The sequence below is a fragment of the Nakamurella alba genome (assembly GCF_009707545.1).
GTDB lineage: Bacteria > Actinomycetota > Actinomycetes > Mycobacteriales > Nakamurellaceae > Nakamurella > Nakamurella alba.
Map to the genome: position 1 here is coordinate 1 of NZ_WLYK01000021.1, position 26,038 is coordinate 26,038.

Consider the following 26,038-nt stretch of genomic DNA (forward strand, 5'->3'; position numbering starts at 1 on the left):
GTGTGATCCATCTGCTGCCGGGCAGTTTTCGCTATGTCCCGCGGCAGAACTGGGACGCGTTGGCCAAGGACCTCAAATCGATCTACACCGCGTCGACCGAGCCCGCCGCCAAGGCCAGGTTCGAGGAGTTCGATCAGCAGTGGGGCGCCCGCTACCCGGCGGTGATCAGGCTCTGGAAGTCGGCGTGGCCGGAGTTCGTACCGCTCCTGGACTACGACGTGCAGATCCGCCGGATCATCTCCTGCCACCAACCCGATCGAGTCGCTGAACGCCCGCTACCGGCGCGCTGTGCGCGCCCGGGGGCACACTTCCCGAACGAGCAGGCAGCTCCAAGGCGCCTCTACCCGGTCACCAGATCACTGAACCCGACCGGCAAGGGAAGAGCGATGGGTGACGCCGGTGGAAACCGGCGTTGAACGCCTCCGCGCGATCACCTTCGAAGGCCGGATCCAACCGGCCATCACCAACTGAGAACACATGATCATTTACACCCAAGATCTGACACCCAACTTAGACCCTGCGGATTGGTGAGGGCTCGGCGATCAAGAAGCTGATGATTAGCTCGTCGCCGTCCGGGGCGATGCTGTGCGAGACAACCGTCCAGTCCTGGTTGAGGTACTCATTCAACGCTTGTGGGGACAGGTCGCGGAGCAACTTCTCTAAGTCGAGCACATCGGGCAGGTCGTTGCTGTGGGCGCGCCAGTTGACGACGACGTGCTTGCGCATGATGGCTCCTAAACGATTCGCCCCGCGGGCTGCTGGCCGGTCCCGGCCGAGTGACGAGTGACGGCTCACGCATGACCCTGATCGAGTGCTCGATCGTATTGAGCCTCCCACCTGGGACGCAGACCGGAGTGCCGCCCGACCAGGTCCGCTGGACGCCCCGCCGCGGGATCGGGGATCGTGGTGCGCCGGACCTTCCCGCGACACACGCCGACCAGCCCGTCGGCGCGCATCAGCCGCTCCACGGTGCACCGCGCCACCGCGACACCCTCCCGATTGAGTTGCAGCCACACCTTGCGTGCCCCGTAGGTGCCGGCGTTGTTGTCCCGGTGGACGCGGCGGACCTGCTCCAACATGGCCGCGTCACGCACCGCGGCCGACCGTTGACCGACCGGCCTGACGGCATGCTCGTAGAACGTGGACGGGGCGATCCGCAGACCCAGATACTCGGTCAGGACTGCGCACATCGGCTCGACTCCCCACCGCAGACCGCCGGGCTCCCAGCGGTCTGCGTGGCTGCGCATGAACTCCGCGATCAGCGGGAGGGCCGGTCGAGCTCGGCCGCGAAGAAAGCCGACGCGACCTTCACAATAGCGTTGGCGCGCCCCCGTTCTGCGTTCTCGCGACGCAACTGGCGCACCTCCCCCGACTCCTGCGACGACACCCCGGCCCGCGCTCCCGCGTCGACCTCGACCCGCCGCACCCACTTACGGACCGTCTCGGCCGTGCCGACCCCGAGCAACTCCGCGACCCGACCCATCGCCGCCCACTCCGACCCTGCTCGACCGCGATCACCGCAACCATCCGCACCGCCCGCGCCCTCACTCCGGCGGATACCGCCTCCTTGAACCTCCCGGCATGACTCCAAGCCTCCCAAGCTCCAAAGCCTCCGGACTGCCGGGGGGATCGACATGGATCTGCTGCTGTAAGTTGCGCATGGCGAGGGTGCATCTTGGGTCCAGAAGCCGTCCCGTCCGGGCACCTCGATGATGGGGTCAACTTTCATGTCTGCAGACCAGGGCGACCGGAAGATCACCGGCGGATATCAGCCCGACGATGACAGATGGGCGCGCTATCTGCAGGACCTTGTTGAGTTCGTCGCCGGGCAGCAGCGTTGGCCACGCCCGACAGGAGGAGCCACGACCGAAGAGCGGCGTCTTGGACAATGGCTCAGCACTCAGCGGCGGGAATTGGGCATTGGTGCGCTCTCCCGGCAGCGCAAGTTGGAGCTCGATCGTCAATTACCAGGTTGGCACTAGCGATCGTATCCTGTCGAACGGCTTCGTCCGCCGGATAGGCTGACGGGTCTTCAAGATGCCGTAATCTTTATCGGTTCGCGACGCTTAGCCCGGATCTTTCGTGACTCGTTGAGCTCGGCCTGATCGGGTCGGTTGGTGTCGATTTTCCTCCTTCGGTCGGTGTTGGCGCGGATCTGGTCGTAGTAGGCGCGGACCTGGGTGTCGTTCAGGATGGCGCACGATGCCTGCAGGTGTAACGCGTCCAGCAGCCGGTCGTTGTGGACGTAGCGGGCGCTGACGACCCGCATCTTGCCTGATTGCCGGGTGATCGGACTTGTCCCGGCGTAGTTCTTGCGTGCTTTGGCGCTGGTGTAGCGGCCGTCGGCGTCTCCGAACTCGGCGAGCACCCGGGACCCCAGAACGACACCGAGACCAGGTTGGCTCAGGACGATCTCAGCGTCCGGGTGCCGGCCAAAATGTGCTGCCACCACCTCCTGCAGGGTCGCGATCTCGGTGTTGAGCGTGGTCAGGACAGCGACCAGCGACCGGACTGTGGCCGCGTAGGCCTCGGCGACCACATCCGGTTGGCCGAGCTGCTCCGTGCGCAGCGCCTGTCGGATCGTGGCCGTCTTGTCCTCGATGTCGCCGCATCCCTTCAAGGCCGCGGAGATCTGTCGTGCGCTGAGCGCAGCCGCGGCGGCCGGGGTCGCCGCTTTGCCCAGCAGGAGCAGAACCCGCGGGTTCGCCAGTCCCAGGGACGTGTAGGCCGCGAGGGCTGCCGGGAAGTACTCCCGTAAGGCCGACCGCAACCGCAGCATGTGCCGGGTCCGTTCCCAGATGAGCGTCTGGTGCGTTCTGGACACCACCTTCACGGCCTCGGCGATGTGGGAATCGGCGGCAACCAGCCGCAACTGGTGCCGGCGGGTCCGGAGCATGTCGGCCAGCGAACCGGCATCACCTTTGTCGCTCTTTGCTCCGGAGCTGCCCAGGATCTCACGGTGACGTGCGGCCTGTTTCGGATCGACCGCGTACACGCTGTAGCCGGCCGCGATCAGGGCCCGTACCCAGGGGCCGCGATCAGTTTCGATGCACACCAACACATCTGACGGTGTTGCCTCGTCATCGACGAACCGGCCGACGAGTTCACCGAACCCGGCGATACCTGTGATGCCCTCCGGTAATCGCGCCCGTCTCAGTGTCCGCCCTTGCTCGTCCTGGACCTCGACGTCATGGTGATCCTCAGCCCAGTCATCGCCGATGAACAGCACCTTTCGAACCTCCTCGCACCTCGACCCGATGGACAACGAGGTAGCCGGAGAAGAGCTGCTCGCGACCTAATGGACAAGTGCTCACGCCATCGGCGGGCACGACATCCCATCAGCGATCACAGCACTTCAAGTGCACCGGCAGGGGCACGATCTGACCCAAGGGCTCCCTGTCCCAGGCGGGGGGAGTGCTCACCTGCCGGCGGCTACCAACCACCAAGTCTGCCGAGTCCGGCAAGACCTGGCAGACCCATTAGGTGGGTACCAGGTGGTCGCGGACGTGCGTGATGAGGTGCCCCCAGGGTGCGGTGACCGGGATACGCAGGCGGGCGCGTCGGGCGTGCCGGATGATCCGGCCCGCGATGGAGAACAGGCGTAGCCGCAGCCGTTTCGGCTCCCACGTGGCGGCTTCGGTGCCGGCCAGGGCGGTCAGTTGCAGCCACGCGGTCAGGTCCAAAGCGAGCGTGACGATGGCCAGCCAGATCCGGTTCTGGTCGAACCCGTGCAGCGGGAGGTTGCGCAGTCCGGTGTCTTTGGCGTTGCGGATGCGGTCCTCGCAGCGGGCCCGCCGCCGGTGACACAGCTCGAGCGCGGCCAGCTGTGGGGTTGACCCGTTGCGGTTGACATCGGGTTAAGCGGCTTTCGCCGCCTGGCTGTGCTGCTCGAAGGTGACCGGGTTGGTCATGCCCAGAGCGCTGTGTCGACGTCGACGGTTGTAGACGTCCTCGATCCAGTGGGTCACTTCCCGGGTCGCGGCCGCCCGGGTGGTGAACCGGTGTCGCCGGTAGAACTCGGTCTTGAGCGTGGACCAGAACGACTCCTGCTGGGCGTTGTCCCAGCACACCCCGGTCCGCCCGACCGACTGCCGCACCCCGAGCTCACCGGCCACGACAGCCAACTGCGCCGAGGTGTACTGGCAGCCCCGGTCGGCGTGGAAGATCACCCCGGAACAATCCGTGTCCCGGAATGCGACCGCGCGCCGCAAAGCCATTTCCACCATATCAATGTGCAACGAATCAGAAAACGCGTAGCCGATGACCCGTCGGGAATGCCCGTCCCGCACCGCACACAAATACAACCAGCCCTCGCCGGTGGCCAGATAGACATCCCACGTGAGTCAGGGTCAAGCAGCGGCGAGCTGCGGGGTCGGGTCGGTGGTGTTCCAGGCGGTGGCGTCGTCCCATGTCCGGTCGTTGTGCAGACACCACCAGAGCTTGCCGATCATCTTGTTGGCCAGGTTGCGCAGGGCGGCGTTGTGGGTGTCGCCGATCGCCCGGCGTCGGTCGTAGTGGGCGCGGGCACCCGTGGATCTGGTCGGTGCGGCGAACGCCCACCAGTGGCAGGCGTCGGCGAGTCTCTTGTCGCGGATCTTTCGGGCTTTGACGTAGCTGGATCTCCCGGATGCGCGGGTCACCGGTGCGGTGCCGGCATAGCTTCGTAGCCCCGCGGCGGTAGGGAACCTGTCCGGGTCGTCGCCGATCTCGCCGAGCACCCGGGCGCCCAGGACGGGGCCGAGCCCGGGGACGGATGTCAGGATGTGTGCTTGCGGATGTGCTTGGAACTGTTCGTCCATGGCGGTTCTCAGGTCATCGACCGCGTTGAGCATGGTCCGGACGATGCCGATCAGGGTGGCCACAGCGACCCCCAACCAGGCCTCCACCTGCTGTGGTTGCGCCAGTGCCGGGGCCTGGAATGCTGACCTGATCTTGTCGGCCAGCCCGGGGTCGTTGCGGCGACCGGCCCGGTGCAGGAGCATGACGATGCGTTTGACGGTCAGGGTGCGCGCCCGGGTGGGAGTCGGTGCGGCGCCGAGGACTTCAAGTGCTGCCTTGTGGTTCAGGTTCGGGAATGCTCGCAGCGCTTGAGGATAGAACTCCAACAGCAGAGACCGCAGCCGGCTTGTTGTCTGCATGAGCGCCCAGATCGCCTCCTGGTGCTGGCGGGCCAGTGCCTTGACCGCCCGGCCGTCGTTGCTGACCGCAGGCAGCGGTCGGTGCTGGTGGCGATCAGTCCTGATGATGTCGGCCAGCAGCGCCGCGTCCCCGGCGTCGGACTTCTTGCCTGACTGATGGAACCGCTCCCGGTAGCGTGCTGCTGCCCTGGGATTGATCGGGTAGACGGTGAAGCCGGCCCCGGCGAGCGCAACGACGATCAGGTTCTTGTCCGTCTCGATCGCCACCGGAGTCGCCTCCGGGCTGCCGCCGTGCTCGGCGATGACCGCCAGCACCTCCTGGAACCCGGCGGCACCGGTGTCGATGCGCCGCCTCGCGATGACCTTGCCCATCTCGTCGAGCAGCGCGACGTCGTGATGTCCTTCGGCCCAATCGATACCGCATGTGATCGTCACTGCAGGTGCCTCCGATTCCTCGATCCGGACTGTTCACGCCGAGCGTGCAGACCGAGTGCGGCGACCTAATGGACAGCGCTCAAAGGCGCGGCATCTCACAAGCCGATCGCTCGATCCGACTGACCGGCAGGGCCACCGTCTACCTTGCAAGATCTCAACACGCGGGTCCCGTGAATCTGATGGAGTGGACACCTGCCAGCAGCTCGACGAGCACAGCGTGGCGGACCAGTGAAATCTCAGTGGACACCTGCCAGCCGTGTCGTCAACCCGATCCGCGACCGAGCCGACCCGCCCATTAAGTGAAGTCGGTGACCCACAACTGGTCCGGCGCGGTCGCCGTGAAGTCACGTCCGACCAGGTCAGGCGCCCTGGACGCCGCCGGATCCGGCACCGTGGTGAAAACCTTCTTCCCGCGCCGCACCCCTTCAAGGCCCAACGCGGTCATCGCCCGATCGACCGACCCGGGCGTCACCATGTGACCCTGTCTGCGCAGGTAGGCGGTCATCCTGCGGCGACCGTAGAGCCCTTCCGGGGTGCGTTTGCGCCGGCCGTGACGATCCAGGGTGAACGCCACCGACCGGACCGCGTCCAGCACGGCGGCGTCGGTGACCGTGCGGGCCGACAGGCCCCTGGAACCGGCCTTGAGTGCCCGGTAGGTCCGCGCAGCGATCCGGCAGCCCTGTTCGGTCAGGACTGCGCAGACCAACTCGACTGCGCGGCCTTCGCCTCTCATCGCGTCGATGAACCCGATGATCAGCGGTTGCGAGGGTCGAGTTCCCCCGCGAAGAAAACCGTTGCCGCACGCAGGATCTCAACCTTCTCCTGCAACATGCGGTTCTCCGCGTGGAGCCTTCTGATCTCGGCATGCTCCGGGGTGGTCACCCCCGGCCGCTCACCGCCATCAACCCGCGCCTGCGTCAACCAACGACGCACCGACTCCTGCGACACCCCGAGCTGCTTGGCCACCGCGACCACCGCCGCAGTCTCCGTCGGGTACTGCCCCCGGTGCTCCGCCACCAACCGGACCGCGCGGGCACGCAACTCCGGATCGATCCTCTTCGGCATGCAGGTCATCCTTCCAACTCAGAAGGACGCGGTACAGAACCTCAGGCGGTTCAGACTGCAATATACCCGCCGGCGCCGCGTGGCGACGGCCACCGCCGTCTGCTGACGTAGCGGACCTGATCACGGTCACGCTCGATGCGCATGCCTGCCCAGAAGTACGGCAACCCGAACGCCACCCTGGCGGCAACTGTCGCCGCCAACCGCGAACAATCCAGCGCCACTGCACCGCATTCGGTGCAGTAGCGGTCAAGGTCCTGAAGATTGAAGCTGCCAGTCATCGAAAAGGCTCCCGAAGGTGAGTTCCTTACCGGGCACCTTTTCAGGGGCTGTACGGTCCGCTAAGCGGGCACTACGGCGATCGTCATTCATCGCGACTGCTGGCTCTCGTAGGCGCGGATGGCATCCAAGGTGAAACGGACGGATGTACCGATGCGCAGCGGCTTGAGCTCCGCCGGCCACCTGCCGCTACTCATGTCATTCCGGATCCGGCCGGGGTTGATCTGCTAGCGTTCCGCAAGCTGTCGGACTGTGAGGACGTTCGCGTGTTCCACGGGAATGCGAGCCACCTTTACAGGCTCTTCGCAGTTGAGGGTGTAGGTCGGGTCGCGTAGTCGCTGCCGGGGGTGGCGGCGCGTCGGTGCCGGGTTGGGGGTCGAGGTCTTCCGAGGATGGAGGTTCCTACGCCGTCCATCTGGAAGACCTCGACATGGCTGACGCTACCTTCGCCGACCCTGACCTGACTACGTTCTGCCGCCTGGACGGGCTGGGCCTGGTGGTGACCGGGCAGTTCCTGGAACCGGACCGGGCGGTGCTGGCCTGCCGGGTTGCGGCCGCCGATCGCCGGTGCCGCCGGTGCGGCGGTGCGGGCCGGGTACGGGACAGCGTGATCCGCCGGCTGGCGCATGAGCCGTTCGACTGGCGGCCGACGTTGTTGCTGGTCACGGTCGTGCGCTACCGGTGCGATGCGTGCGGGACGGTGTGGCGGCAGGACACCACCGCGGCCGCCGCACCCCGGGCCAGGCTGTCCCGCGGAGCGCTGCGCTGGGCGCTGGTGGGCATCGTGTGTCAGCACCTGACCGTGGCCAGAGTCGCCGAAGCACTCGGGTCTCGTGGAACACCGCCAACGACGCCGTGCTGGACGAGGGCCGGCGGGTACTGATCTCCGATGCGTCCAGGTTGGACGGGGTGCAGGTCATCGGCGTCGACGAACACGTGTGGCGGCACACCCGCCGCGGCGACAAGTACGTCACCGTGATCATCGACCTGACCCCGGTGAAGAACCAGACCGGACCGGCCCGCCTGTTGGACATGATCGAGGGCCGCTCCAAACAGGCCTTCAAGACCTGGCTGGCCGCCCACAGCGCGACGTGGCGGGCGAAGGTCGAAGTGGTGGCCATGGACGGCTTCTCCGGATTCAAGACCGCCGCCGCCGAAGAGCTGCCCGAAGCCGCGACAGTAATGGACCCCTTCCACGTCGTCCGCCTCGCCGGCCACGCACTGGATCAGTGCCGCCGCCGCGTCCAGCAGGCCCTGCACGGCCACCGCGGCCGCCGCAGCGACCCGCTCTATGAAGCACGCCGGGTCCTGCACACCGGCGCTGACCTGCTCACCGACAGGCAACGCACCCGGATCCGGGCCGTGTTCGCCGCCGATCAGCACCTGGCCGTCGAGGCGACCTGGACGATCTACCAGGCCATGATCGCCGCCTACCGCGACCCCGACCGCCCACGCGGCCGCCGCAAGCTGCAGACACTGATCGATTCACTGCGCCGCGCGGTCCCCACCGCACTGGTCGAGATCGCCACCCTCGGGCGCACTCTGGCCCGCCGCGCCACCGACATCCTGGCCTACTTCGACCGGCCCGGCACCAGCAACGGGCCCGCCGAGGCGATCAACGGCCGACTGGAGCACCTCCGCGGCTCCGCCCTGGGCTTCCGCAACCTCACCAACTACATCGCCAGATCCCTACTCGAGAACCGGCGTCTTCAGAACGGCACTACACCGTGGATTGCGATGAGCCCCTTTACACAAGGAAGGTTCGCCGGTCGTTGTTGCTCTGGCAGCAGGCAGGGCGAAACGCACGGCGGGTATGCCGATGGTGAATGGTTTCGCTCCGGCCCGTGCCCACGGCCAAGACTTCGCCACGCTGGAGAACGTGGCTCCTCCGACGATTCCGGTTCGTCGGCAACCTGCAGATCAATGCTATCACTCGGTGCCCGGTCCGTGCGTCGCTTGTTACTCCGGATCGCTGCTTCACCAATACAAAGGCGAACGGATGTCGAGCGACCTCATCAACACGCTCCGCACAGCCACCATCGAGGGTCACGCCGCTCTGGACGGGAGGTCACCCATCGGGACAGCCCCGGGTGGGCGTGGCAGAATCCGATAGTGACCTCGGCGAGCTGGCCTGCAATGGTCGAGCTGCTGACGGCGTTCGTTGCCGCCCACCGCCGCCTTCCGACGGTCTACGGCAACCCGACCCACGTCGAGCGTGAGCTCTCCAAGTGGTTGCGCACACAACGGAGTAGCCTGCACGACGGAACACTGTCTCCCGTTCGGGCGGAAGAGCTGTACCGCCGTGTCCCAGGCTGGGCCTCGCCGGCTGAGTGGTTGGCGAGCAAGTCACGGGAGGATGCTCAATGACCTCCGGTGCTGAAGGCCCCGGGCCGGGTTCGAAAGGTTTCCAGGTTGCCGAGGAACGCTGGCGCCAGCGCCCGAACTCAGTCGCCGCGGTCATCGCTGAGCACGGTCGTTCTCCCCGCAGCAACGAGCGAGCACCCGCCGGGGAGCGGCAGCTGGGCCAGTGGATTTACACGCAGCGCCGCGAACTTCGCATGCAAGCTCTGTCCGAGCATCGGGAATGCGAGTTGGACAGACAGGTGCCCGGATGGCGCGGGGACGCGACCTGACTCAGAGACGTGGGCCGCCCCAGAGGCAGTACACCACTCGGATGCGGGCTGTCGGCGGGGGCTGGAGCATCGCTACGTTGATCCGGTGTCCGCCGAGGAATCGATCACGAGTGCTGTGCCCGCAGTGTGCGGCGGATGCGCGACTCCGTTCGCATCCGCGATCATGGTGTCGGGGCCGGATTCAGTCACCGTGACCAACCAACCAGCGGGGACCTGTCCGGAGTGCGGTGAAACCGGGACTGTTCGGCAGGGCGTGTACCGCCGCAATCCGACCGGCGGTCTCGCCAACCGATTCGGCTGAGTTCAGCAGGTGCCGCCACCCCCGCGGAGAGCGACAGCCGACCCGCTATGACGAGGCCCACAAGGCGGACGGGTTCTCAGCTGGGGTAGCTATCCTCGACGATCGTGAGTCCGGACGTGTTTGAGTACGAGCCTGCGGGCTACCGCGAGTGCCGCACCTGTTCGGTTCGAGTGCTGCTCGAATCGTGTGGGTCGGCGTGCGTCTACAGGAGGCTGCGGGCCGCACAGACCGCAGGCAGTAGTGGGGCGCGGTGGTTCCCGGCTGGCTCTCGTGTCATGGATCATAAGTGAGCTTTGCGTACGCCACCTCCCCGCGGTGGCGAAGTATCTGAGGCCGTGTTGGCCGGTGATCTCGTGGTCGGATGCGCTGTGCAGGTCCGATCCAGCTGCCTCGGCGCGACCTCTGGCCGCGGTCTCTCGCCGATCCTCTTCCTCGGTCATCGGCTGAATTCCCGCTGACGAAACGGATGAGCAGAGCTCCATACGTAGGCCCCGCTGGTCAAACAAGTGTGCCGGCGGGTCGTTCTCACTTTCGCGAGGTCGCTACGCCCAGGTCAGATGCCTGACGGCTCGTCCTGTGGGTTCCGACCAGGACGCGCAGGTACTAGGGGCCCTAGCGGTTGGCCCCTCCATGAGGGCAGCAGCCGGTCTAGCTGCCGCAATCGTGACACCGGCATCAGGTCCTTGCTGGCATGCTGTCGTTGTAGGTAAAGCCATCTGATCAATTGGCGTTCGGAAGCCGATGCCTGCCTGTGCGCAGTGGGAAGGTGACCAGTTCTGCGGGCGAAGGACACGAGCTCCGACAGACGAGCGTTCCAGCTCACATCGTCCCGCTGGAAGGTCATACCTGGCATTTTACGAGTGATCTGATTCGATGCAAGCCTGCCAGGACGTATTGCACGGGGGTTTCGCCTCACCGCCTTGGCGGAGCTCCACCCGCGTTGGTGGCCCGTTGGAGCTCGTGACACAGCTATCCGGTGGTGTCTGGTCACAGGGGGTATAGCCTGGGGACCGTCTGGTTTATGCATTTGTGTGCCGTGCGAGGATCTAGATGCGTATGTGTACCTTCCCCGATTGAACGGCCACATCCCCCGCAAGCATGCCCTTTGAGATGCGTAGCTTTATCGGGGTATTGACCCGGGCGTGGGCAGAGGACGTCAGTTCAAACGCGACGACGGACGGTGGTCGGCGCACCTCGCCGATGTCTCCCAGTTCTGCGAGGACCAGGGGCATTTTCCACGCTCCACCTACTCCGCTGATGCTTCAGAACGTCCCCTCGGGCAGTGGCTTGCTCAGCAGCGGCGGGAACTCACTGCATGCTCCTTGACCACACGACGGCTCGAGCAACTGGACCGCACCCTACCCGGTTGGGCATCCACCATCAGAGGGGCTAAGAAGCCCATGAGCTGGCCCGCACCCCATCCACCGTCTGATCCCCACGGCGCAAGCTAACGATTCTGACGAAACGCCGACTTCGGGCAACGTGCAATTGCGTTAGCTGAATCTCACTGGCTGACGAGCGGGATGTCGTCGGCTTCGCCGGTTCAACCCAACCGCGGGACCACCATGTGCCCGTTAGGACGCGGCATCGAGTGCCTCCCGCCGAACCGCTGACGTGATGTTGCCGCAGTGACAGCTCGGGCAGATGAAGACCACCCCGGAAACGCCGGTGATGCTACGCATCCCGCGCATCAGAGTGGTGCCGCAACGGCCACAGTCATCATCGAGGTGGCCCTGACCTTCGAGGTACAGACTGCCCAGCAGCGGCGTGTGGAAGACACAGAATCGCTCGTCGTCCGCGCCGGGAATGGCGGCCACCGTGAGCCGGACGTGTCGTCTTCTCATCTTGTGAACCCTTTCCGTTTCGAACGCGAACTCCACGAGCTCCTTTGATCTCACCAGGTAAGAATCCTGTTGTGCTACGCCGAAAATGGTGAATCTTCGTCCTCCGACCTTATTCCGGGCAGTCACAGACCGTCACTGCCCGTGGCACGAAAGCGGGCCATACCTGGCGAAACGGTTGTTATCGCCACCCCGGATGCGTGACCTGGTCCGCTACGGATACTGTCTTGGCTCGTGCCCGAACGCGACCCTTCAGCCCATGAACCCTGCTCGCGCTGTGGTCTGCTGAAGGACCGCGAGTGGGTACAGCTCGCGCGACGCATCACCCCAGGATCCATGACCGCACGTGCCTTCGGCCCCGTCTACGTGTGCGCGAAGGGCCACGTCAACGGGTAGCCGCAGCACCGCAGGACGGGTGAACCCGGTCCTACGTCCTGCCACGTCGAGCGCACCTCGGGTCACCGGGGCATCATCAACTTGCGGCTCGCTGTACATCCCCCGTGAGTCGAGCCGTAGGCCTGGCCGGGGCAGGGGGCTGCTCCGGCGAGGCCGTCCAGCTGTAGAGCGGCGATTCGGCCCACACCCGTCGTTGCCCGTACCGTCACTTCTCGGCTGGCCACGACTGTCCCTCGCTGGGCTGACCCACGAGGGGTGAGCCACGTCCGGCCCGACTGCCGGGCGTGGCCCCACTCACATTTCGGTCGCGTGTTATGCACAGAATCCGTGGGCACACTGCTCGTGCGGCTCCCCACATGTCACCCCCCGGACAGGGTCGAGCCGAAGGCCCCGCCACGCCCACCCCCCCCCCGGGCCGGCGGGGCCGCCCCCACTCCCGGGTTCGTTGGCATGCAGACTGTTGCGATGGAGCACGGATTCCGCCCCGACGACGAGAAGTGGGCCGCTCAGTTGGAGCGGCTGGCACACCACATGCGAACTCACGGTTTGCCCCCGTCCACGTCTGCGGGAACCGACGCCGCAGAGCGCCGTCTTGGATACTGGCTCTCCACACAACGACGCGAAGAACGACTCCGGACCCTGCTCCCGCACCGGCGGGAGCAACTCGACCAGGCCGTTCCCGGCTGGCGCACACACCACACGATGTGGGCATGACACGATGGGATTCTCGCCCTGGGGCCCACTCCTGTCGGCAGCCATACTGGTCCCGAACCTGATGTTCCTCTGGGCTCCTCCTCGCGACGGCCTGCCAACCGTGCAGGTGCCCCCACCACTGACCATCGTCGAACGCGCGGGCCAAGGGCTGTGCCTGATCCTCCTGGCCATCACCGCAACAGGGCACATACGGTGTGGTGGATCGTTCCAGTTGGCCTCGGCATCGCCGGCTACTACCTCTTATGAGGGCGCTACCTCACCTCCGGTCGCAGACGTGCAGCCGCGCTGTACAACCCTGCAATGAGAATCCCGGTCCCGATGGCGATCCTGCCCGTCATCGTCTTCGCCGCCGGCGCGGCGTGGCTTGAAAGCTTCTGGACCCTCGCAGCGGCGCTCGTTCTAGGCATCGGCCACATCCCTTCTTCGATCAACATCGCCAGCAGATTGCGAGCGTGACTCACGGCGGCTATTGAGCGGCTGCCAGGTCCGGTGCGGTCGGTCCGTGCATGCAGGCTGGAACCACCTGCCTGCATCAGACGAAGACCGACGGTGGATCCTTCAACGGATTGATCGCGGTGGGATCCAGAGGATCTTGCGGGTGACCTTCCCAGTCGGGCAGCCTCAACTTCAGCCGACGACGCCGATCGATCCGCAGAGATCCGCGTCGAGCGTTGAGACGTTGTGCGCGCAACCACCGTGCGAGCTGCTGCTCCAACGTCGAAGCTCCACGCCGAAGCGCCGGAAAATGACCGAACTGCGCCACGACGGCAGCAGTCCTGGCGAGGCGCAGTTCCCACACTTGATCACGCGACACGCCCACCACGGCGAGCAGCCTAGGGTGCGTGACCCTTGCACGGTCCGCGCACGGGGCACGGGATGCCGAGCCAGCCATCCCCCGGCCCCGATCACCTTCGGACGGCTCCCACACGCATTGAATTCAATCCCCCAATGAATGGCGGCACCCCCAGGACCCGGAGATACTGGGATGCCTGAGTGCCTCGACCAACTGGAGTCAGCTCTTGCGCCCGGCCCCGTTCCGCGTGGGATCGGTGATCACGTATGACTGTCCCGGCTTCGGGGTGGGGGGCAGGGGCTTGTTGCGGACGACCGTCCGCTCAACACCGGTCGGCCTCCCGTTCGGTCCCACGATCTCGTACTGCCCGGACTGCGGCGCCGTTTCTCCCGGCTTCAACCTGTCAGACACCGAAGTGTCTCCTCACTGCACAGGCGGCCACCGAGTGCTGCGTGTCACGACTCGCCTAATGAGCGTACGCGCATCAATCGGCTTAAGGTGACGTGGTCCTCGCAGGACACCACGACCCCGTGTCGGCCGCTGACCCTTGCTGGTCGGCGATCTGCCGACCGGGGTCGTCTGTACTTCAAAGCGGACGCTACCCCTTGAACCCGACATTCCGCCGAGTCCGTAACGGCGTGTCGCGGATAGGGGGTGCTGTCCACACCTAGCGACTACATCTTGTGTTATCCGAACACAGGTGCTACGCAGCCGTGGTCTCAAGGATTCATCACGACCCCGACTACCCCACGGTTTGCCCACACTATGCCTACGACCGTTGATCAGGCCTGATCCGGTTGCCCGAATAAGCCGTAGGTCAGCGTGTTTTCGGATGACCCAGGGGTGTCACCAGTGATAGAGATCACTCGGTTCAGCGGATAAGGGGTCCACCCCACGCTGAGCCGCACGAAGGGCTCATTCATGCGGAGGTCCCCTGCTGTTTCCACTCGTCGTACAGGTCGCGTTGGATGCAGAGCAGTCCACGACCAGGTCCTACCGACCTCGCTCCCTGGATGCGACCGGTCGAGCACCAGCGGTAGGCGGTCTGCCTGCTGATCCCGAGGTCGTCCGCGATCTCCGGCACGGTGATGAATGCGGGTCCGGGGTGGAAGCGGTCAGATGCGGCGCGCCGGCGATAGTCCGCCTGCCGGCAGGCGTTCGAGCAGTAGCGGCGGTGCGCAGGACCTACGAGGGTGCGGCCACAGCGGCGGCACACCAAGTCAGCGATTTCCACAAAATGTAACGGTAGCAGTCTCACCGAGTTCGCTGCGCCAGGTCCACCGATCAGTGGAGTGACGTTCCACCGACGCGCCCCCTACTCGTCGGACACCCCCCGTACTCAGCGCGACCGAGTATCGATGCAGCCCGAAACGTTCAACCACCACATCTTGTAGGAGTCACCATGAACCAGCCGAAGCTCCGCATCACCGGCACACGCGCGGTGGCCTGCTTGGCCATCGTGGCCACCTTGATGGGCGCCGCGGCCGGCGCCGCGAACGCGGCCTCCCCGGCCGCCGTCACTCCCGCCGTTCATGCTCCGGCACCAGCGCCCCTGGCAACCAAGTCTGTTGGCAGCACCACCGGCTTCGGGTTCGTCAACACCTCCTCCGAGACATTCGTTTACGCCAGCAAGACCGGTCGCGTCGCCGCGCCCCCGGCAGTCATGACGCCCGGGCAGGTCCAGAGCCTGCAAGTGCCCTACAACGTTTTCCACAACTACGACTCCAGCGTCACCTGGGACATCGACAACGTCGAAGGCGCCCAGATCGGCACCCTGGTCGCCGACGTCAACAACGCCGGAGAAGGAGCACTGCACTTCTACAACACCAGCGGCGGCAACCTGACCTCCATGACCTACCAGGTAATCAACGATGCCAACTGGATCCAGGACGCCAAGGGAAGCGCCGGCACAGCAGTCACCTACACCCCCGGCTCCACCGCCGAGCAAGCCGCGATCCAGAACCTCTGCAGCCAGAACGTCGCGCAGTGCACCTTCACCCCCGACGCGAACTCGACACCCCAGGAGACCTACGGCGCCACGCCCACTCAACTCGCCGCCGAGTACAACCCGACCAGCGACACCGGATCGGTCGAAGCCGGCAAGTCTCAGTCCTACACCGTCACCGACAGCTGGGGCGTGACCGCCACCGCCCAGGCCACGATCAAAGCACTGCAGGCCGGCATCCAGGCCACGTACGGCAAGTCGTTCGCGTCCACCACAACCTGGCAGACCTCATCGACCCAACCCGTCCCCGCCGGCAGCACGACCTTCATCTGGGGCTTCGCACCGGTCATCAACTACACCGGCACCTGGACGATCAAGGTTGACTTCGGACCGACTACCTTCACCGCCCCGGGCGTCACCTACAGCGTGCCAGACTCCTCCCGCCCCATCCTCTACGTGCCGGTCACCACGCCCGGCGATACCGTCAACAACCCCGTGGCCCCAACCCTCTCCCAAGCGCTGCCCTACGCCTCCCACCAGCGCTAGGCACCGCGCCTCGCCGCCACTGGAACCCCCCGATGAGGACGTGTCACACTGACCAGCCGACAGACTGGTCGGTTCAACACGTCCTCACGACATTCTCACGCGCGATCGCGGCAACGCGACCCGATCAGGCGATACCTGGCCTTTCAAACGCGCCGAGCAACCTGATTGAGCTAGGACGTCAAGGCCGTGGTAGCGCCGGCTTTCGAACCAGACGCCCGGGTTGGCCACGACGGCTCCGCCAGGCGCATGGTACGGCCAGGTCCAACATGATCACGACGACACCGCTAGGGCGAAGCAACTTAGTCAAGTTGGTGACAAAGCGCGGTGCGCTTGGCGAGCCAGCTACGTGCTTGGCGCGACTGGGGCACGAGCACGATCTTCAGCGCTCCAACTATTGGGCTCGGCTTTTATTGTAGCGATCAGGTCAAACCCATGGCGTTACCGACGATGTCGGCCATGCCATAAGGTAGCCGGCGGATGTTCTCGGGATGGAATCCACTCTGCACCGGTCCACCCAGCACCACGGCGGCGTCGACGACACCCTGCAGGCCGGTGCGGGCCGAGAAGTTCCCGCCGAAGGACATACCCAGATGACCGACCAGGCCGTTCCCCAGGGACCGGGCGACCGTCACCAGCTGTCCCACCAAGTCGGCCGCATCTGGTCCGAGCAGCACCGGGTTCTCCCCAGTGCCCGGCATGTCGAAGGCCAGTACGACGACCCCGGCATGCTGGGCCAGGGCGATACACCAGCCGTGCACGTCCATTTTCCAGGTGTCGACGCCGCCACTGAACAACAGCACTGGGGCTGGGACATCGTCTCCTCCGCTGCGATAGAGGTGGACGGGAAGATCCACCTGACCCTGCGGGCCGGCCAGGGAGAGCACCCGGCGCTCGAACCGGACCGGGAACGAGGCGGCGGCCTGCAGGTACTGCTCGAGTTGCCGATCCTGCGCGGTCCTGCGGGCGGCGTCGGCCAGACACGGGAACTTGGCGGCGCCGTAGGCCAGAGCGGCCAGGTCGGGACGCTGCTGCCGGGTGTAACCGGCGGCCAGGTTCGACCACTCGTAGACCCAGCCGCCGGGGGCGTCGGCCCAGAAATCGGTGGTGGCCCGGCGAACGCGGGCGATGTCGGCTACGGACAGTCCGAACGACGCGAACTGATGTTCACGGTCGTCGAACATCGACTGGGCTTCGATCGGATAGGTGTAACCCACGATTGGCCTTCTTCGGTGCGGGGCGGGTGGTGACCACACCATCTCCGATCGCCGTCCAACCAGTGGCCAAGGACCGTCCAACCCGCGGCCAGCAGGCCCTTCGGACGGATGTCAGACCGGTCCGGGCCGCTCAATCAGGTCCAGCGTCGCCGTGAGCTCAGCCGCCGTGGCGCCATCGACATGTTCGGCCAATGCCGTGATGTCGTCGATCAGAGCGTCCAACTTCAGGGCTCGCGGGAGCAGTTCGGCGGCGTGCCGGCCCGCGGGCGGGGGCTCGTCGACGTCCGTCAGCAGCTGCGCCACCAGCGCATGCGCGCTGCGGTAGGCCCGGTCCCGGTCCCGGTCCCGGTCCCGGTCCCGGTCCCGGTCCGGCCCGAGACCAGCAGCGGTGGTGCGCACGTCGTCCAGGTAGGTCCTGGCCGCCGCGATCGCCACCGCCAGTCGGGTGGCGTCGGCGCCCCGGCGTTGATTGGGCCAGACCAGGTACCCCAACACCAGGGCCAGCACACACCCCAGCAGGGTGTCCGCCAGCCGGATCGCCGGGAAGAGTAGGTCGGGCCGGCCGATGCATGCGCTGAGCAGCGCGGATGTGGTCGCCCCGGCCACACTGAACGAATACGAGTAGCGGCTGAACAGCCTGCCCGCCGACAGAGCCAGCGCGGCGACGATTGCCACCGACCACCCGGTGATCGCGAACAACAACGCGACCGCGGCCAGGACGGCTCCGCTCACGGTCCCGGCCACCCGGTTCACTGTCCGGCTGAACACACTGCCGTATTCCGGCCGCACCACCACGGTGACCGTGAGAACCAGCCAAAATGAATGGCTCTGATCGTGATGCAAGGCCACCGTCACCGCCGACGCGGCGCCGATGCACACTCCCAAGCGCGCTGCGGTTCGCCGCGCGGACGGCGCCCAGATGGCCGCGAGGGCGGCCGTGAACCGCACCTGAACCGGGACCGGCGACCGACTTGATCGGGCCGGTGCCGGCTTGGTCAGCGCCCGCAAACCGGCCGCCCGGACCCGGAGAGTGGCAATCTCATCGGCCGTCACGGTCCCGCCGCCCGCATGGGTTCCCGCCGCCCGCAGCGCCACCGTCACGGCGTCGGTGTAGTCCGAGCGCAGCGGGCTCCTGCCGATGAGGTGGTCCTGCATGGACTCTCGGCAGCGGGCTGAGGCCGCGGCCAACTCAGCCCGGGCGGCCTTCGCCGACGGCGTCCCCACCACGTCCAGCAGATCCGCGGACCGATCGAACACGTCCGCGATCAGCGCCCGATCCTGTCCGCGTCCGCGCGCGACCAGCCCGATTAGCACCGGCAGCGCCATCGCCGCCGAGCCGATTCCGTACCAGAGACACAGCTGCGGCCACGACAACACCGACCCACCGAATTGGCCATAGCCGACTCCGATGACAGCCATCATTGCGGCCGCCGTCATGGCTGGACCGACCACCCCCATCGCCCCGGCCAGCAGCGCGACCCCGGTGGGCACCACGATGGCGGCGGGTCCGGACGAGCCGGCCAGCACACCGAGACCAAAACCGACACAGGCCCCGGTCCATTGGGTCAGCACGGTCACCGTCCGCGCTCGCAGCGATCCGGCCATGAATACCGCCGCGCAGGCAACCGCAAGGTAGGCCACACCGACCTCGTCCCACACGTCGAACAAGGCACCGGTGATTGCGAACGCCGCGGCCGGTACGAGAGCAGTGACCGCCAGGCCGTAGGCCGGTCGGGCCGACCGGGGCCGTAGCGCCCGCCGCACGCCCTCCCACCACGTGCGGGAGGCGACGGGCGCAAGTACGGAATCGACCGAATCCGCCACCATGACCCTTTCCGCTTGCGCCATCGTAGGGTTCTACTCAAGACGGACCGCTGGCGGCACCCGTAGCCATCCGGTCCGGGCCGCCCTGCGCGGCGCTCTGACAATAGGCGCAAGGAGACCCGACGTGAGCGTGGCCCACCTACGAGCGATGTTCGACCGCATGGTCATCGAGAAGGACGCGACCGCGGTGGCTAAGTTCTATCACCCCGACTTCCAGATGGTCAGCAACGGAATGACGCAGGACTACGGCGCCTTCCTGGCCTCGCACCAAGGCGTATACGACACCGCTATCAGCTATTCGGTCCGCTACGACGAGGACGCTTGGGTGGAGACCGGCGATCGAGTCGCCGGCCGCATGTGGATTACCACCGCACGCCCCAAGGAACGGCCGACGGAAATCGAAGTCATCCTCATCGCCACCTATCGGGAAGGACTGATCCACCGGCTCTGGGAGTTGACCTGGCCGGACTGGTCAAGGTTGGCGGCCTTCGAAAATTACGAATCCTAATCGACGCAGCTGAGCAGCGGCATTCCGATCGGCGCAGGGTCAGGACGGTGGACAGAACATCGGCGCCCTACAGCGTCTCGAATCCGGCCAAACGATCTTCTTTCGGGCCGAGCACGACGTGACTGGCGACCTGCCGGTCCGACCAGCGCAAGCCACTCGTCCACGTCGGGCGTCTGGACGGCCAGCTTGGGGCAGGCGACGCGGGCGATCCGGGCTGTGAACTGGTCGTCAGCCTGGCCGTCGAAGATCTCTAGCCTGGCGCTTTCACGGTGATCGGGTGTCGGAATAAGAGAAAGGTGCTCTGACCTGCGATAATGATCTTGCTGAGGGATCACAGTCGCGAAGAATCAGGAGCACCTTTCTGGTGTCGAAGCCTACCTCCTCCTACCCGCATCCGGTGCTGGAGCGATCCGGCGGATCGGTCGTGTCCCACGCCGGCGCCGCCACCCTGACCGACGTGATCGCCAGGTTCGGGATCGACCGGGCACTCTTACACGCGCTGACGCCGTGGCGGAAGCCGCTGGCCAGGCACGATCCGGCGAAGGTGCTGCTGGCCGTCGCGATCGGCGGTGACTGCCTGGCCGACGTGGCGTTGCTGCGCGCCGCACCCGGCATGTTCGGCCAGGTCGCCTCGGACCCCACGGTGTCCCGAACGATCAGCGCCCTGGCCGCCGACGCGGACAAGGTGCTCAAGCAGATCGCTGTGGTCACAGCCGCTGTGCGACAGCAGGTCTGGCGCCTGGCCGGGCCACGCTCACCGCTGTCCGATGCCAGTGGTGACCGGCCGGTGATCCTGGACGTGGACGCCACCCTGGTCACCGCCCACTCGGACAAGGAGTCCGCCGCGCCCACGTTCAAGCACGGGTACGGGTTCCACCCGCTGACGGTGTTCCTCGACCACCAGGACGGCGCCGGTGGGGAACCGTTGGCGATGCTGCTGCGCCCGGGCAATGCCGGCTCCAACACCGCCGCCGACCACATCACTGTCATCGGTCAGGCGCTGCAACAACTCTCGACCGGCCACCGGCCGGGCCGGGCGGTGTTGGTGCGCACCGACGCGGCGGGCTGCACCCACGCCGTCGTCGACTGGTTGACCCGCCGACGCGTGGGCTACTCGCTGGGCTTCTCGCTCAACGAGGGCCACGTGGAGCGGATCCGGGCCCTGCCGGACGCGGCGTGGACACCGGCCTACGACGGCGACGGCCGGCCCCGCGACGGCGCGTGGGTCGCCGACGCCACCGCCGTGCTCGACCTGACCAGCTGGCCCGAAGGGTTGCGGGTGATCGTCCGTGCCGAGCGGCCGCACCCCGGCGCCCAGCTCACCTTCACCGACCTGCACGGACACCGGCTCACCGCGTTTGCGACCAATACCCGCCGCGGGCAGCTGGCCGCGCTCGAGCTGCGTCACCGGCGGCGGGCCCGCTGCGAGGACCGCATCCGCAACGCCAAAGACACCGGCCTGCGCAACCTGCCGCTGCACGGGTTCGACCAGAACCGGATCTGGCTGGCCATCGTGATGCTCGCTCTGGACCTGACTGCGTGGCTGCAACTGACCGCCCTGGCCGGCACCGAGGCCGCGACGTGGGAGCCGAAACGGCTGCGGCTACGCCTGTTCTCGGTCGCCGGCCGGATCATCCGGCACGCCCGCCGCACCCGCCTGCGCATCCCGGCGACCGCACCGTGGGGGCACCTCATCACCCACGTCCGCGACCACCTGGCGCCCACCTGACCCGGCAGCACCGACCGATCCCGCCGAGCAGAACCGATCCACCCGGGGCAGTGGAACCCCGGCCCCGCGGGGACACGCGGCATCTCTACCTGCACCGACGCCGACAGGAGGAGGACAATTGACACCGACCGGCCCGATCAGGCCAAGCCCCCGGAGTCACGAAAGATCCGGGCTAGCGTAATAAGGCTCATCGCAATCCACGGTGTAGTGCCGTTCTGAAGACGCCGGTTCTCGAGTAGGGATCTGGCGATGTAGTTGGTGAGGTTGCGGAAGCCCAGGGCGGAGCCGCGGAGGTGCTCCAGTCGGCCGTTGATCGCCTCGGCGGGCCCGTTGCTGGTGCCGGGCCGGTCGAAGTAGGCCAGGATGTCGGCGGCGCGGCGGGCCAGCACCACCCGGTCAGGTTCCAGGAACTGCCCGGTCACCACCAGACCCAACCCGTCCAGGCGGCAGAACGTAGTCAGGTCAGGGTCGGCGAAGGTAGCGTCAGCCATGTCGAGGTCTTCCAGATGGACGGCGTAGGAACCTCCATCCTCGGAAGACCTCGACCCCCAACCCGGCACCGACGCGCCGCCAGCCTTATTTCGCTCAGACTGGGATGCTCGCGGCAATCGAGACCAAATCGTCGAATGAGACCTGCTGGTGGCCAGACGACTCGTCGTTGAAAGGGCTTGAGATTGGTGCGACCATTACAGATGATCGTCCCTTAGAAAGGACCAGACGCTTGGGCTCATCTTCGATCAGCACCTGATCGGCGTCGAGATCGGACCGATCTGTCTCGTAGGGCCGCAGGTGCACCTCGCCGAAGAATGACGCGGGGGGCTTCTCACTGACCACTACTGACACCACGACCGATTGCGACTGTACGCGGTAGAATCTGTCGCCGTCTACCGCAGCAGCGGCTCTGGAGGCCTCGGTTATCCAGAAGCCTTCCAGGCAACCCCTTCGGAATGGGAACAGTTGGCAGTAGCGTTACGGCGGAGGTGTCGACCATTTCGGCGATCGACCTCGCGAGTCGAGCACTTGCGCTTTCAAGTTGGAAGTACAGTCCAGCCCAGAACCACTGAACGTAGGTTGTTCCTGAGGCACGAGCTACAACCATAGCAATGCCAGACAGTTGCTCAACTCGTGATCGCTTCAATTCGTAGATCTTATCTGACCCTGGTTCAGCCTCTGTTAGAGCAAGCTCAAATGCTCCGTTTGAGGTCGCGAACCGAAACGATGACGGTCTACCAGACGGGCCGGCATACGAAATGGCCGCTGCCGTATTTTGAAGCACGAACCCATTGATCCCGAGCGGTAGAACGCACTCATCGCCAACTCTGCCTGCTGTCAGCAGTTCCTGCAGACCGAGCTCAATGCCAGTGTGCGAGCTTTGGACCGCCGGCAGTTTCTCGCCTCCATCTTCGTCAACGGGTTCAACCCCACCTGGCCAGATCCACAACCGCAAAATGCTGTCATCCCGATCTAGGTCTTCTGCCGGTACAGGGTAGGCCAGAGCCATGGCGCCCTCTGGTCTTCGGAACTCGGCTAAGACCTGCTCGTCATCGTCGATCAAATCAAGCTGGTCGTCGCGGAAATGGGTATCCGGGACATGCACAGTGCCGACTCCCGGGCCAGCTAACGACGTGGGTCGCTTATTCATGAGGTGCACTTCCACCTGCACTGGTTCGACTATAGCCGGCAGACGAATCCCAACCACATCGGTTACCGACCAGATCAAACCCAAGTCGGAAATCTCACGCATATTGGATAAAGTGCCCGGGATTGACCTTCCCCTGCCAACTAGGTACAGCTGCCCCGGGGCAGCAATTGGCTCGCGGAACACTAACGTCTCTTTCAAGTCTTCTCGCCTGTCACTGCAAAGCACCGGCTGGCCGCATTCACTGTCAAGTTGGGATTCTGGCGTCGAAATATTCGAGATTCTACACATGGCTGTTCTGGAAAAACGCTTGCGTTCGTAATCGGAACGAAGTTGCCAGCCGTCCCCACCGGGGCAACACTTCCTGCCAGCTGAGGCGGGGTGGCCCCTAGCGCTGTGGGCGTGTCGAGCCCCATGACGAGAGTGAGCGCGGCGAGGACAGCCACCGCCCGAGTCCGCGTGTTTAGTATCGATCGGTGGACCGCACCGGATGGCGACGTCAAATGCACTCCCCGTCTAATGTTCCAAAGGCTTCGGATCCGACCATAACGGACATTCAGGCTTCTGTGAAGACCATGTGAGCGACGGTCCATCGAGCCAGTATGTGGCCGACTCGTGGTGTCTGTCATGTCGGTCGCAATCCAGGCCAGTGTTGCCTGGGCAGCTTCAAACGACGTCGCAACGCTGGTAGTCGGGCTGTGATTGCCAGCGCGACGAGGAGCTCTGTGCGGGTGTAGTTGTTCAGCTCGTTCTCCACGGCCCGCAGGTCCGCGACGGTGTAGCGGGGTAGCAACGAGAACTGCAACGGCCTGTTGCGCGACTACTCCAGGGTTGCCGGGATGGCTTTCACCGACTGTCGGGATACAACCGCCCCGGATGAGGAGCCTGCGTTGTCGTCTCGTCGTGTGACAAGGGGCCGGGACGGCGTCCGCTCTCGGCTCAGTGTCGCCGGTTGCTGGAACTGCGGGAACGGGGGTGGAGCGACCGCGGCGCGGCCAGGGAGATGGGGGTGTCGCGGTTAACGACTACAACCGCCACCGCCCGAACAACTGCGCCTACCTGGCTGGCCGCACCCCCGACAACTGCTCAACGAGAAGCGACCGGCGCAAACAGCTCCTTGAACAGTCAGATCGAGACCCGGCAGAGCGTTCCCGGAGACGGCCATGACGTGAGTCGGAGGGACTCCGGCCGGTGCGTTCGTCCTCGCCCGGCAGGGCGGCCGCTCCCCTAATCGGCGGACATCAGGTTCCACCGATACCTCAGCCACTTCGTGGACAGTCAGCTCCAAGACTCGGGCGCACGCTGTCTGTAGTAGTCGGGGATCCCCACCCGCGGGGCCCTCATCGTGCAAGGACCGGGAGAGGTTCCGTGATGAACGTTCCACATCGTCTCGCAACGCGTACTATCGCTATCTTGGCTGCGGCCGGGATCGCCACCGGGCTGACGTGCGGGGTTGCATCCGCCTCAACCCTGCCCGCGGCGCCCGCTCCAACGGCGTCCGGCGTTTCATTCCCGATCGGCACCTCGGTCGCCGCCATCTCGGTCTCACCGGACGGCCGGCAGGCCTACCTGGTTTCCGCGACCACGAATTCGGTTCGGATCCTCGACCTGCAGACCCGCACGATCGTTGCCAGCGTCCCCGTCGGCCGAGAACCGGACAACGTCAGCTTCGACGCATCCGGCACCTTCGCCTACGTCTGCAATCTGGGCGATGACACCGTGTCCGTGATCGACACGGCCACGCAGCAAGTCGTCCGCACGCTGCCGGTCGCCCCCGAAGCCGGAGTCGGCGAGCTGGCTGTCCAAACCACCCCGACCGGCGACATGCTGTACATCGACGGCACCAAGAGCGGCCGGCTCTACCAAGTTGACACCTCCACTGGAGTCGTCGAATCAGTCGCCGTCACCAGCGAACCGACCACCGCGCTCCTCGTCGGCGACGACGTCGTGGTGGCCGATTTCAGCAGCGACGCTGTCGACGTGGTCGACACGGCCACCATGACCGTCACGAAGACGGCGCACCGCCCAGACCAAGGCTGGACCATCAACGGAGCAGTCCTGCCAGGTGCAACTACCGTGACACTTGGCGGTCCCGCCGGAACCGCATGGTTCGACGCGGCAACCGGAACTTTCCTGGGCGGGGCCGCCGGCACCGCACCAGGCAATCCGATGGGCACCGCGACCGGCACCGACGGAGCAGACACATATGCGCTCTACGGCAGCTTCCCCGACGGAAAACCACAGCCCGGTGTCATACAGGTACTCAACAACACCACCCACACTGATGTCACCACCATCCCGGTCCCCCAGCAGTCCTGGCACCTCGCCGCCGCTCCCGGCGAGATCTTGATCACCCACGGCAACCCCAACGCCAACAACGACACCCTGCAGTTCATCCCGGAGCCCTGATCGCAACCTTGCCCGTCGCGGATCGCCGCGAGTTCCCGGAGTCAGAAACCCCGCCGCTGACGACACAACATCAACGAGACGGCGTTCACGGATCGAATGCAGCCGAGGGGTTCGAGGACCACTCATCCCGGGTGCCCGCCTCAACAGTTGGTGCTCCGCTGCCCGCCAACCATAGGGCGCAGCACCGCAGGGTGGCCAGAGCAGTGCGCTGGACATCTACACCAACGCTGGGGCGGACCACCGGGTCGTCTCCGAAGCTGTGATTGTCGCCGGCGTCGCCTCGGGCGGGCGCAGTGAGGTCTTGGGCTGTGATGTCAGCCAGTGGTGAGGACGTCGCGTTCTGGGCAACCGCTGTGCGCATCCCGGCCGGAGGTGTGGCTGGTCATCTCCGACGCCATGATCAATCCGAACTCGCTGCCCGGCCATGTCGACCTACGCCAGCACGCCTTCACAGCGCCCTTCGCGGTTTGCACATCTTCCACGAACCGAGGAGCGGCGCAGGTGGGGAGGGCGAACCAGACGCAACGCGTAGCAGACCTGCTGGTCGGCCAGGGGACTGGTCGCTACCCCACCCAGAGCCGATCATGCCGACGATCAACATGCTCCCGCCTTGCGGATGCTCTCCACTCCGC

The 26,038-nt window shown here is 65.8% G+C and carries 19 protein-coding genes and 6 pseudogenes; 11 read left to right on the forward strand and 14 right to left on the reverse strand.

Annotated elements, in window-relative coordinates; translation table 11 throughout:
- Window positions 1–416 (forward strand): transposase (locus tag GIS00_RS26405; RefSeq protein ID WP_196073484.1); only part of this gene is annotated, 416 nt, incomplete at its 5' end.
- Window positions 417–510: 94 nt separating this feature from the next.
- Here GIS00_RS26405 and GIS00_RS26410 read toward each other — a convergent pair.
- Window positions 511–726: a hypothetical protein gene (locus GIS00_RS26410; protein WP_154771471.1), complete on the reverse strand. Its 216-nt coding sequence runs from the start codon at window positions 724–726 to the stop codon at window positions 511–513.
- A gap of 122 nt (window positions 727–848) precedes the next feature.
- A pseudogene (locus GIS00_RS28195) lies at window positions 849–1,583 on the reverse strand (IS3 family transposase); the annotation flags it as partial.
- Window positions 1,584–1,727: 144 nt separating this feature from the next.
- Here GIS00_RS28195 and GIS00_RS29510 point away from each other — a divergent pair.
- On the forward strand, window positions 1,728–1,982 hold the full coding sequence (locus tag GIS00_RS29510; RefSeq protein WP_196073485.1) for a helicase associated domain-containing protein: 255 nt from the start codon (window positions 1,728–1,730) through the stop codon (window positions 1,980–1,982).
- Between the two features lie 50 nt (window positions 1,983–2,032).
- Here the strand turns inward: GIS00_RS29510 and GIS00_RS26430 are convergent, their stop codons facing one another.
- The 6 genes and pseudogenes from GIS00_RS26430 to GIS00_RS29515 form a co-directional block, all read right to left on the reverse strand.
- On the reverse strand, window positions 2,033–3,229 hold the full coding sequence (locus GIS00_RS26430; protein WP_322098488.1) for an IS110 family RNA-guided transposase: 1,197 nt from the start codon (window positions 3,227–3,229) through the stop codon (window positions 2,033–2,035).
- Between the two features lie 250 nt (window positions 3,230–3,479).
- A pseudogene (locus GIS00_RS26435) lies at window positions 3,480–3,827 on the reverse strand (transposase); the annotation flags it as partial.
- 30 nt (window positions 3,828–3,857) lie between these two features.
- Window positions 3,858–4,328, reverse strand: a pseudogene (locus GIS00_RS26440) (IS3 family transposase); the annotation flags it as partial.
- A 21-nt stretch (window positions 4,329–4,349) separates the two neighbouring features.
- On the reverse strand, window positions 4,350–5,573 hold the full coding sequence (locus GIS00_RS26445; RefSeq protein WP_322098489.1) for an IS110 family RNA-guided transposase: 1,224 nt from the start codon (window positions 5,571–5,573) through the stop codon (window positions 4,350–4,352).
- A gap of 298 nt (window positions 5,574–5,871) precedes the next feature.
- Window positions 5,872–6,638 (reverse strand): annotated as a pseudogene (locus GIS00_RS28200) (IS3 family transposase); the annotation flags it as partial.
- A gap of 50 nt (window positions 6,639–6,688) precedes the next feature.
- Window positions 6,689–6,814 carry a hypothetical protein gene (locus tag GIS00_RS29515; protein WP_407666935.1) on the reverse strand — a complete coding sequence of 42 codons (126 nt, stop codon included), beginning with the start codon at window positions 6,812–6,814 and terminating at the stop codon, window positions 6,689–6,691.
- A 530-nt stretch (window positions 6,815–7,344) separates the two neighbouring features.
- Here GIS00_RS29515 and GIS00_RS26465 point away from each other — a divergent pair.
- Together GIS00_RS26465 and GIS00_RS29520 are read left to right on the forward strand one after the other, a co-directional pair.
- Window positions 7,345–8,655, forward strand: a pseudogene (locus GIS00_RS26465) (ISL3 family transposase).
- Between the two features lie 182 nt (window positions 8,656–8,837).
- Window positions 8,838–9,281: a helicase associated domain-containing protein gene (locus tag GIS00_RS29520; protein WP_407666933.1), complete on the forward strand. Its 444-nt coding sequence runs from the start codon at window positions 8,838–8,840 to the stop codon at window positions 9,279–9,281.
- Window positions 9,282–10,401: 1,120 nt separating this feature from the next.
- Here the strand turns inward: GIS00_RS29520 and GIS00_RS29525 are convergent.
- On the reverse strand, window positions 10,402–10,935 hold the full coding sequence (locus GIS00_RS29525) for a helicase associated domain-containing protein (RefSeq protein ID WP_154771479.1): 534 nt from the start codon (window positions 10,933–10,935) through the stop codon (window positions 10,402–10,404).
- 55 nt (window positions 10,936–10,990) lie between these two features.
- Between GIS00_RS29525 and GIS00_RS29530 the strand changes: the two genes are divergently transcribed.
- The gene (locus GIS00_RS29530) at window positions 10,991–11,299 is read left to right on the forward strand and encodes a helicase associated domain-containing protein (RefSeq protein ID WP_154771480.1); all 309 of its coding nucleotides are present in this window, start codon (window positions 10,991–10,993) and stop codon (window positions 11,297–11,299) included.
- A gap of 123 nt (window positions 11,300–11,422) precedes the next feature.
- Here the strand turns inward: GIS00_RS29530 and GIS00_RS26480 are convergent, their stop codons facing one another.
- Window positions 11,423–11,728 (reverse strand): hypothetical protein, encoded by a 306-nt coding sequence (locus tag GIS00_RS26480; RefSeq protein ID WP_154771481.1) that lies wholly within the window; start codon window positions 11,726–11,728, stop codon window positions 11,423–11,425.
- Window positions 11,729–12,550: 822 nt separating this feature from the next.
- Between GIS00_RS26480 and GIS00_RS29535 the strand changes: the two genes are divergently transcribed.
- Both GIS00_RS29535 and GIS00_RS28205 read left to right on the forward strand, forming a co-directional pair.
- Window positions 12,551–12,799 (forward strand): helicase associated domain-containing protein, encoded by a 249-nt coding sequence (locus tag GIS00_RS29535; protein ID WP_196073489.1) that lies wholly within the window; start codon window positions 12,551–12,553, stop codon window positions 12,797–12,799.
- Between the two features lie 318 nt (window positions 12,800–13,117).
- A complete protein-coding gene (locus GIS00_RS28205; protein WP_230314217.1) occupies window positions 13,118–13,255 on the forward strand; it encodes a hypothetical protein in 138 nt (45 codons plus the stop codon).
- A 1,256-nt stretch (window positions 13,256–14,511) separates the two neighbouring features.
- Here GIS00_RS28205 and GIS00_RS29540 read toward each other — a convergent pair.
- On the reverse strand, window positions 14,512–14,850 hold the full coding sequence (locus GIS00_RS29540) for a helix-turn-helix transcriptional regulator (protein ID WP_407666934.1): 339 nt from the start codon (window positions 14,848–14,850) through the stop codon (window positions 14,512–14,514).
- Window positions 14,851–14,994: 144 nt separating this feature from the next.
- Here GIS00_RS29540 and GIS00_RS26500 point away from each other — a divergent pair, with 144 nt between their 5' ends.
- Window positions 14,995–16,083 carry a hypothetical protein gene (locus GIS00_RS26500; protein ID WP_154771483.1) on the forward strand — a complete coding sequence of 363 codons (1,089 nt, stop codon included), beginning with the start codon at window positions 14,995–14,997 and terminating at the stop codon, window positions 16,081–16,083.
- Window positions 16,084–16,502: 419 nt separating this feature from the next.
- Here the strand turns inward: GIS00_RS26500 and GIS00_RS26505 are convergent, their stop codons facing one another.
- The gene (locus GIS00_RS26505; RefSeq protein WP_154771484.1) at window positions 16,503–17,339 is read right to left on the reverse strand and encodes an alpha/beta hydrolase; all 837 of its coding nucleotides are present in this window, start codon (window positions 17,337–17,339) and stop codon (window positions 16,503–16,505) included.
- 69 nt (window positions 17,340–17,408) lie between these two features.
- Complete coding sequence (locus tag GIS00_RS26510; protein ID WP_154771485.1) at window positions 17,409–18,956, reverse strand: FUSC family protein; 1,548 nt, start codon at window positions 18,954–18,956, stop codon at window positions 17,409–17,411.
- A 289-nt stretch (window positions 18,957–19,245) separates the two neighbouring features.
- Here GIS00_RS26510 and GIS00_RS26515 point away from each other — a divergent pair, with 289 nt between their 5' ends.
- Both GIS00_RS26515 and GIS00_RS26520 read left to right on the forward strand, forming a co-directional pair.
- On the forward strand, window positions 19,246–19,629 hold the full coding sequence (locus tag GIS00_RS26515; protein WP_322098490.1) for a nuclear transport factor 2 family protein: 384 nt from the start codon (window positions 19,246–19,248) through the stop codon (window positions 19,627–19,629).
- Between the two features lie 364 nt (window positions 19,630–19,993).
- On the forward strand, window positions 19,994–21,358 hold the full coding sequence (locus GIS00_RS26520) for an IS1380 family transposase (protein ID WP_322098491.1): 1,365 nt from the start codon (window positions 19,994–19,996) through the stop codon (window positions 21,356–21,358).
- A 187-nt stretch (window positions 21,359–21,545) separates the two neighbouring features.
- Here GIS00_RS26520 and GIS00_RS26525 read toward each other — a convergent pair.
- A pseudogene (locus tag GIS00_RS26525) lies at window positions 21,546–21,744 on the reverse strand (transposase); the annotation flags it as partial.
- 2,666 nt (window positions 21,745–24,410) lie between these two features.
- On the opposite strand from GIS00_RS26525, the gene GIS00_RS26530 reads away from it, so the two are divergent.
- The gene (locus tag GIS00_RS26530; RefSeq protein WP_196073491.1) at window positions 24,411–25,406 is read left to right on the forward strand and encodes a beta-propeller fold lactonase family protein; all 996 of its coding nucleotides are present in this window, start codon (window positions 24,411–24,413) and stop codon (window positions 25,404–25,406) included.
- Window positions 25,407–26,038: the final 632 nt, after the last annotated feature.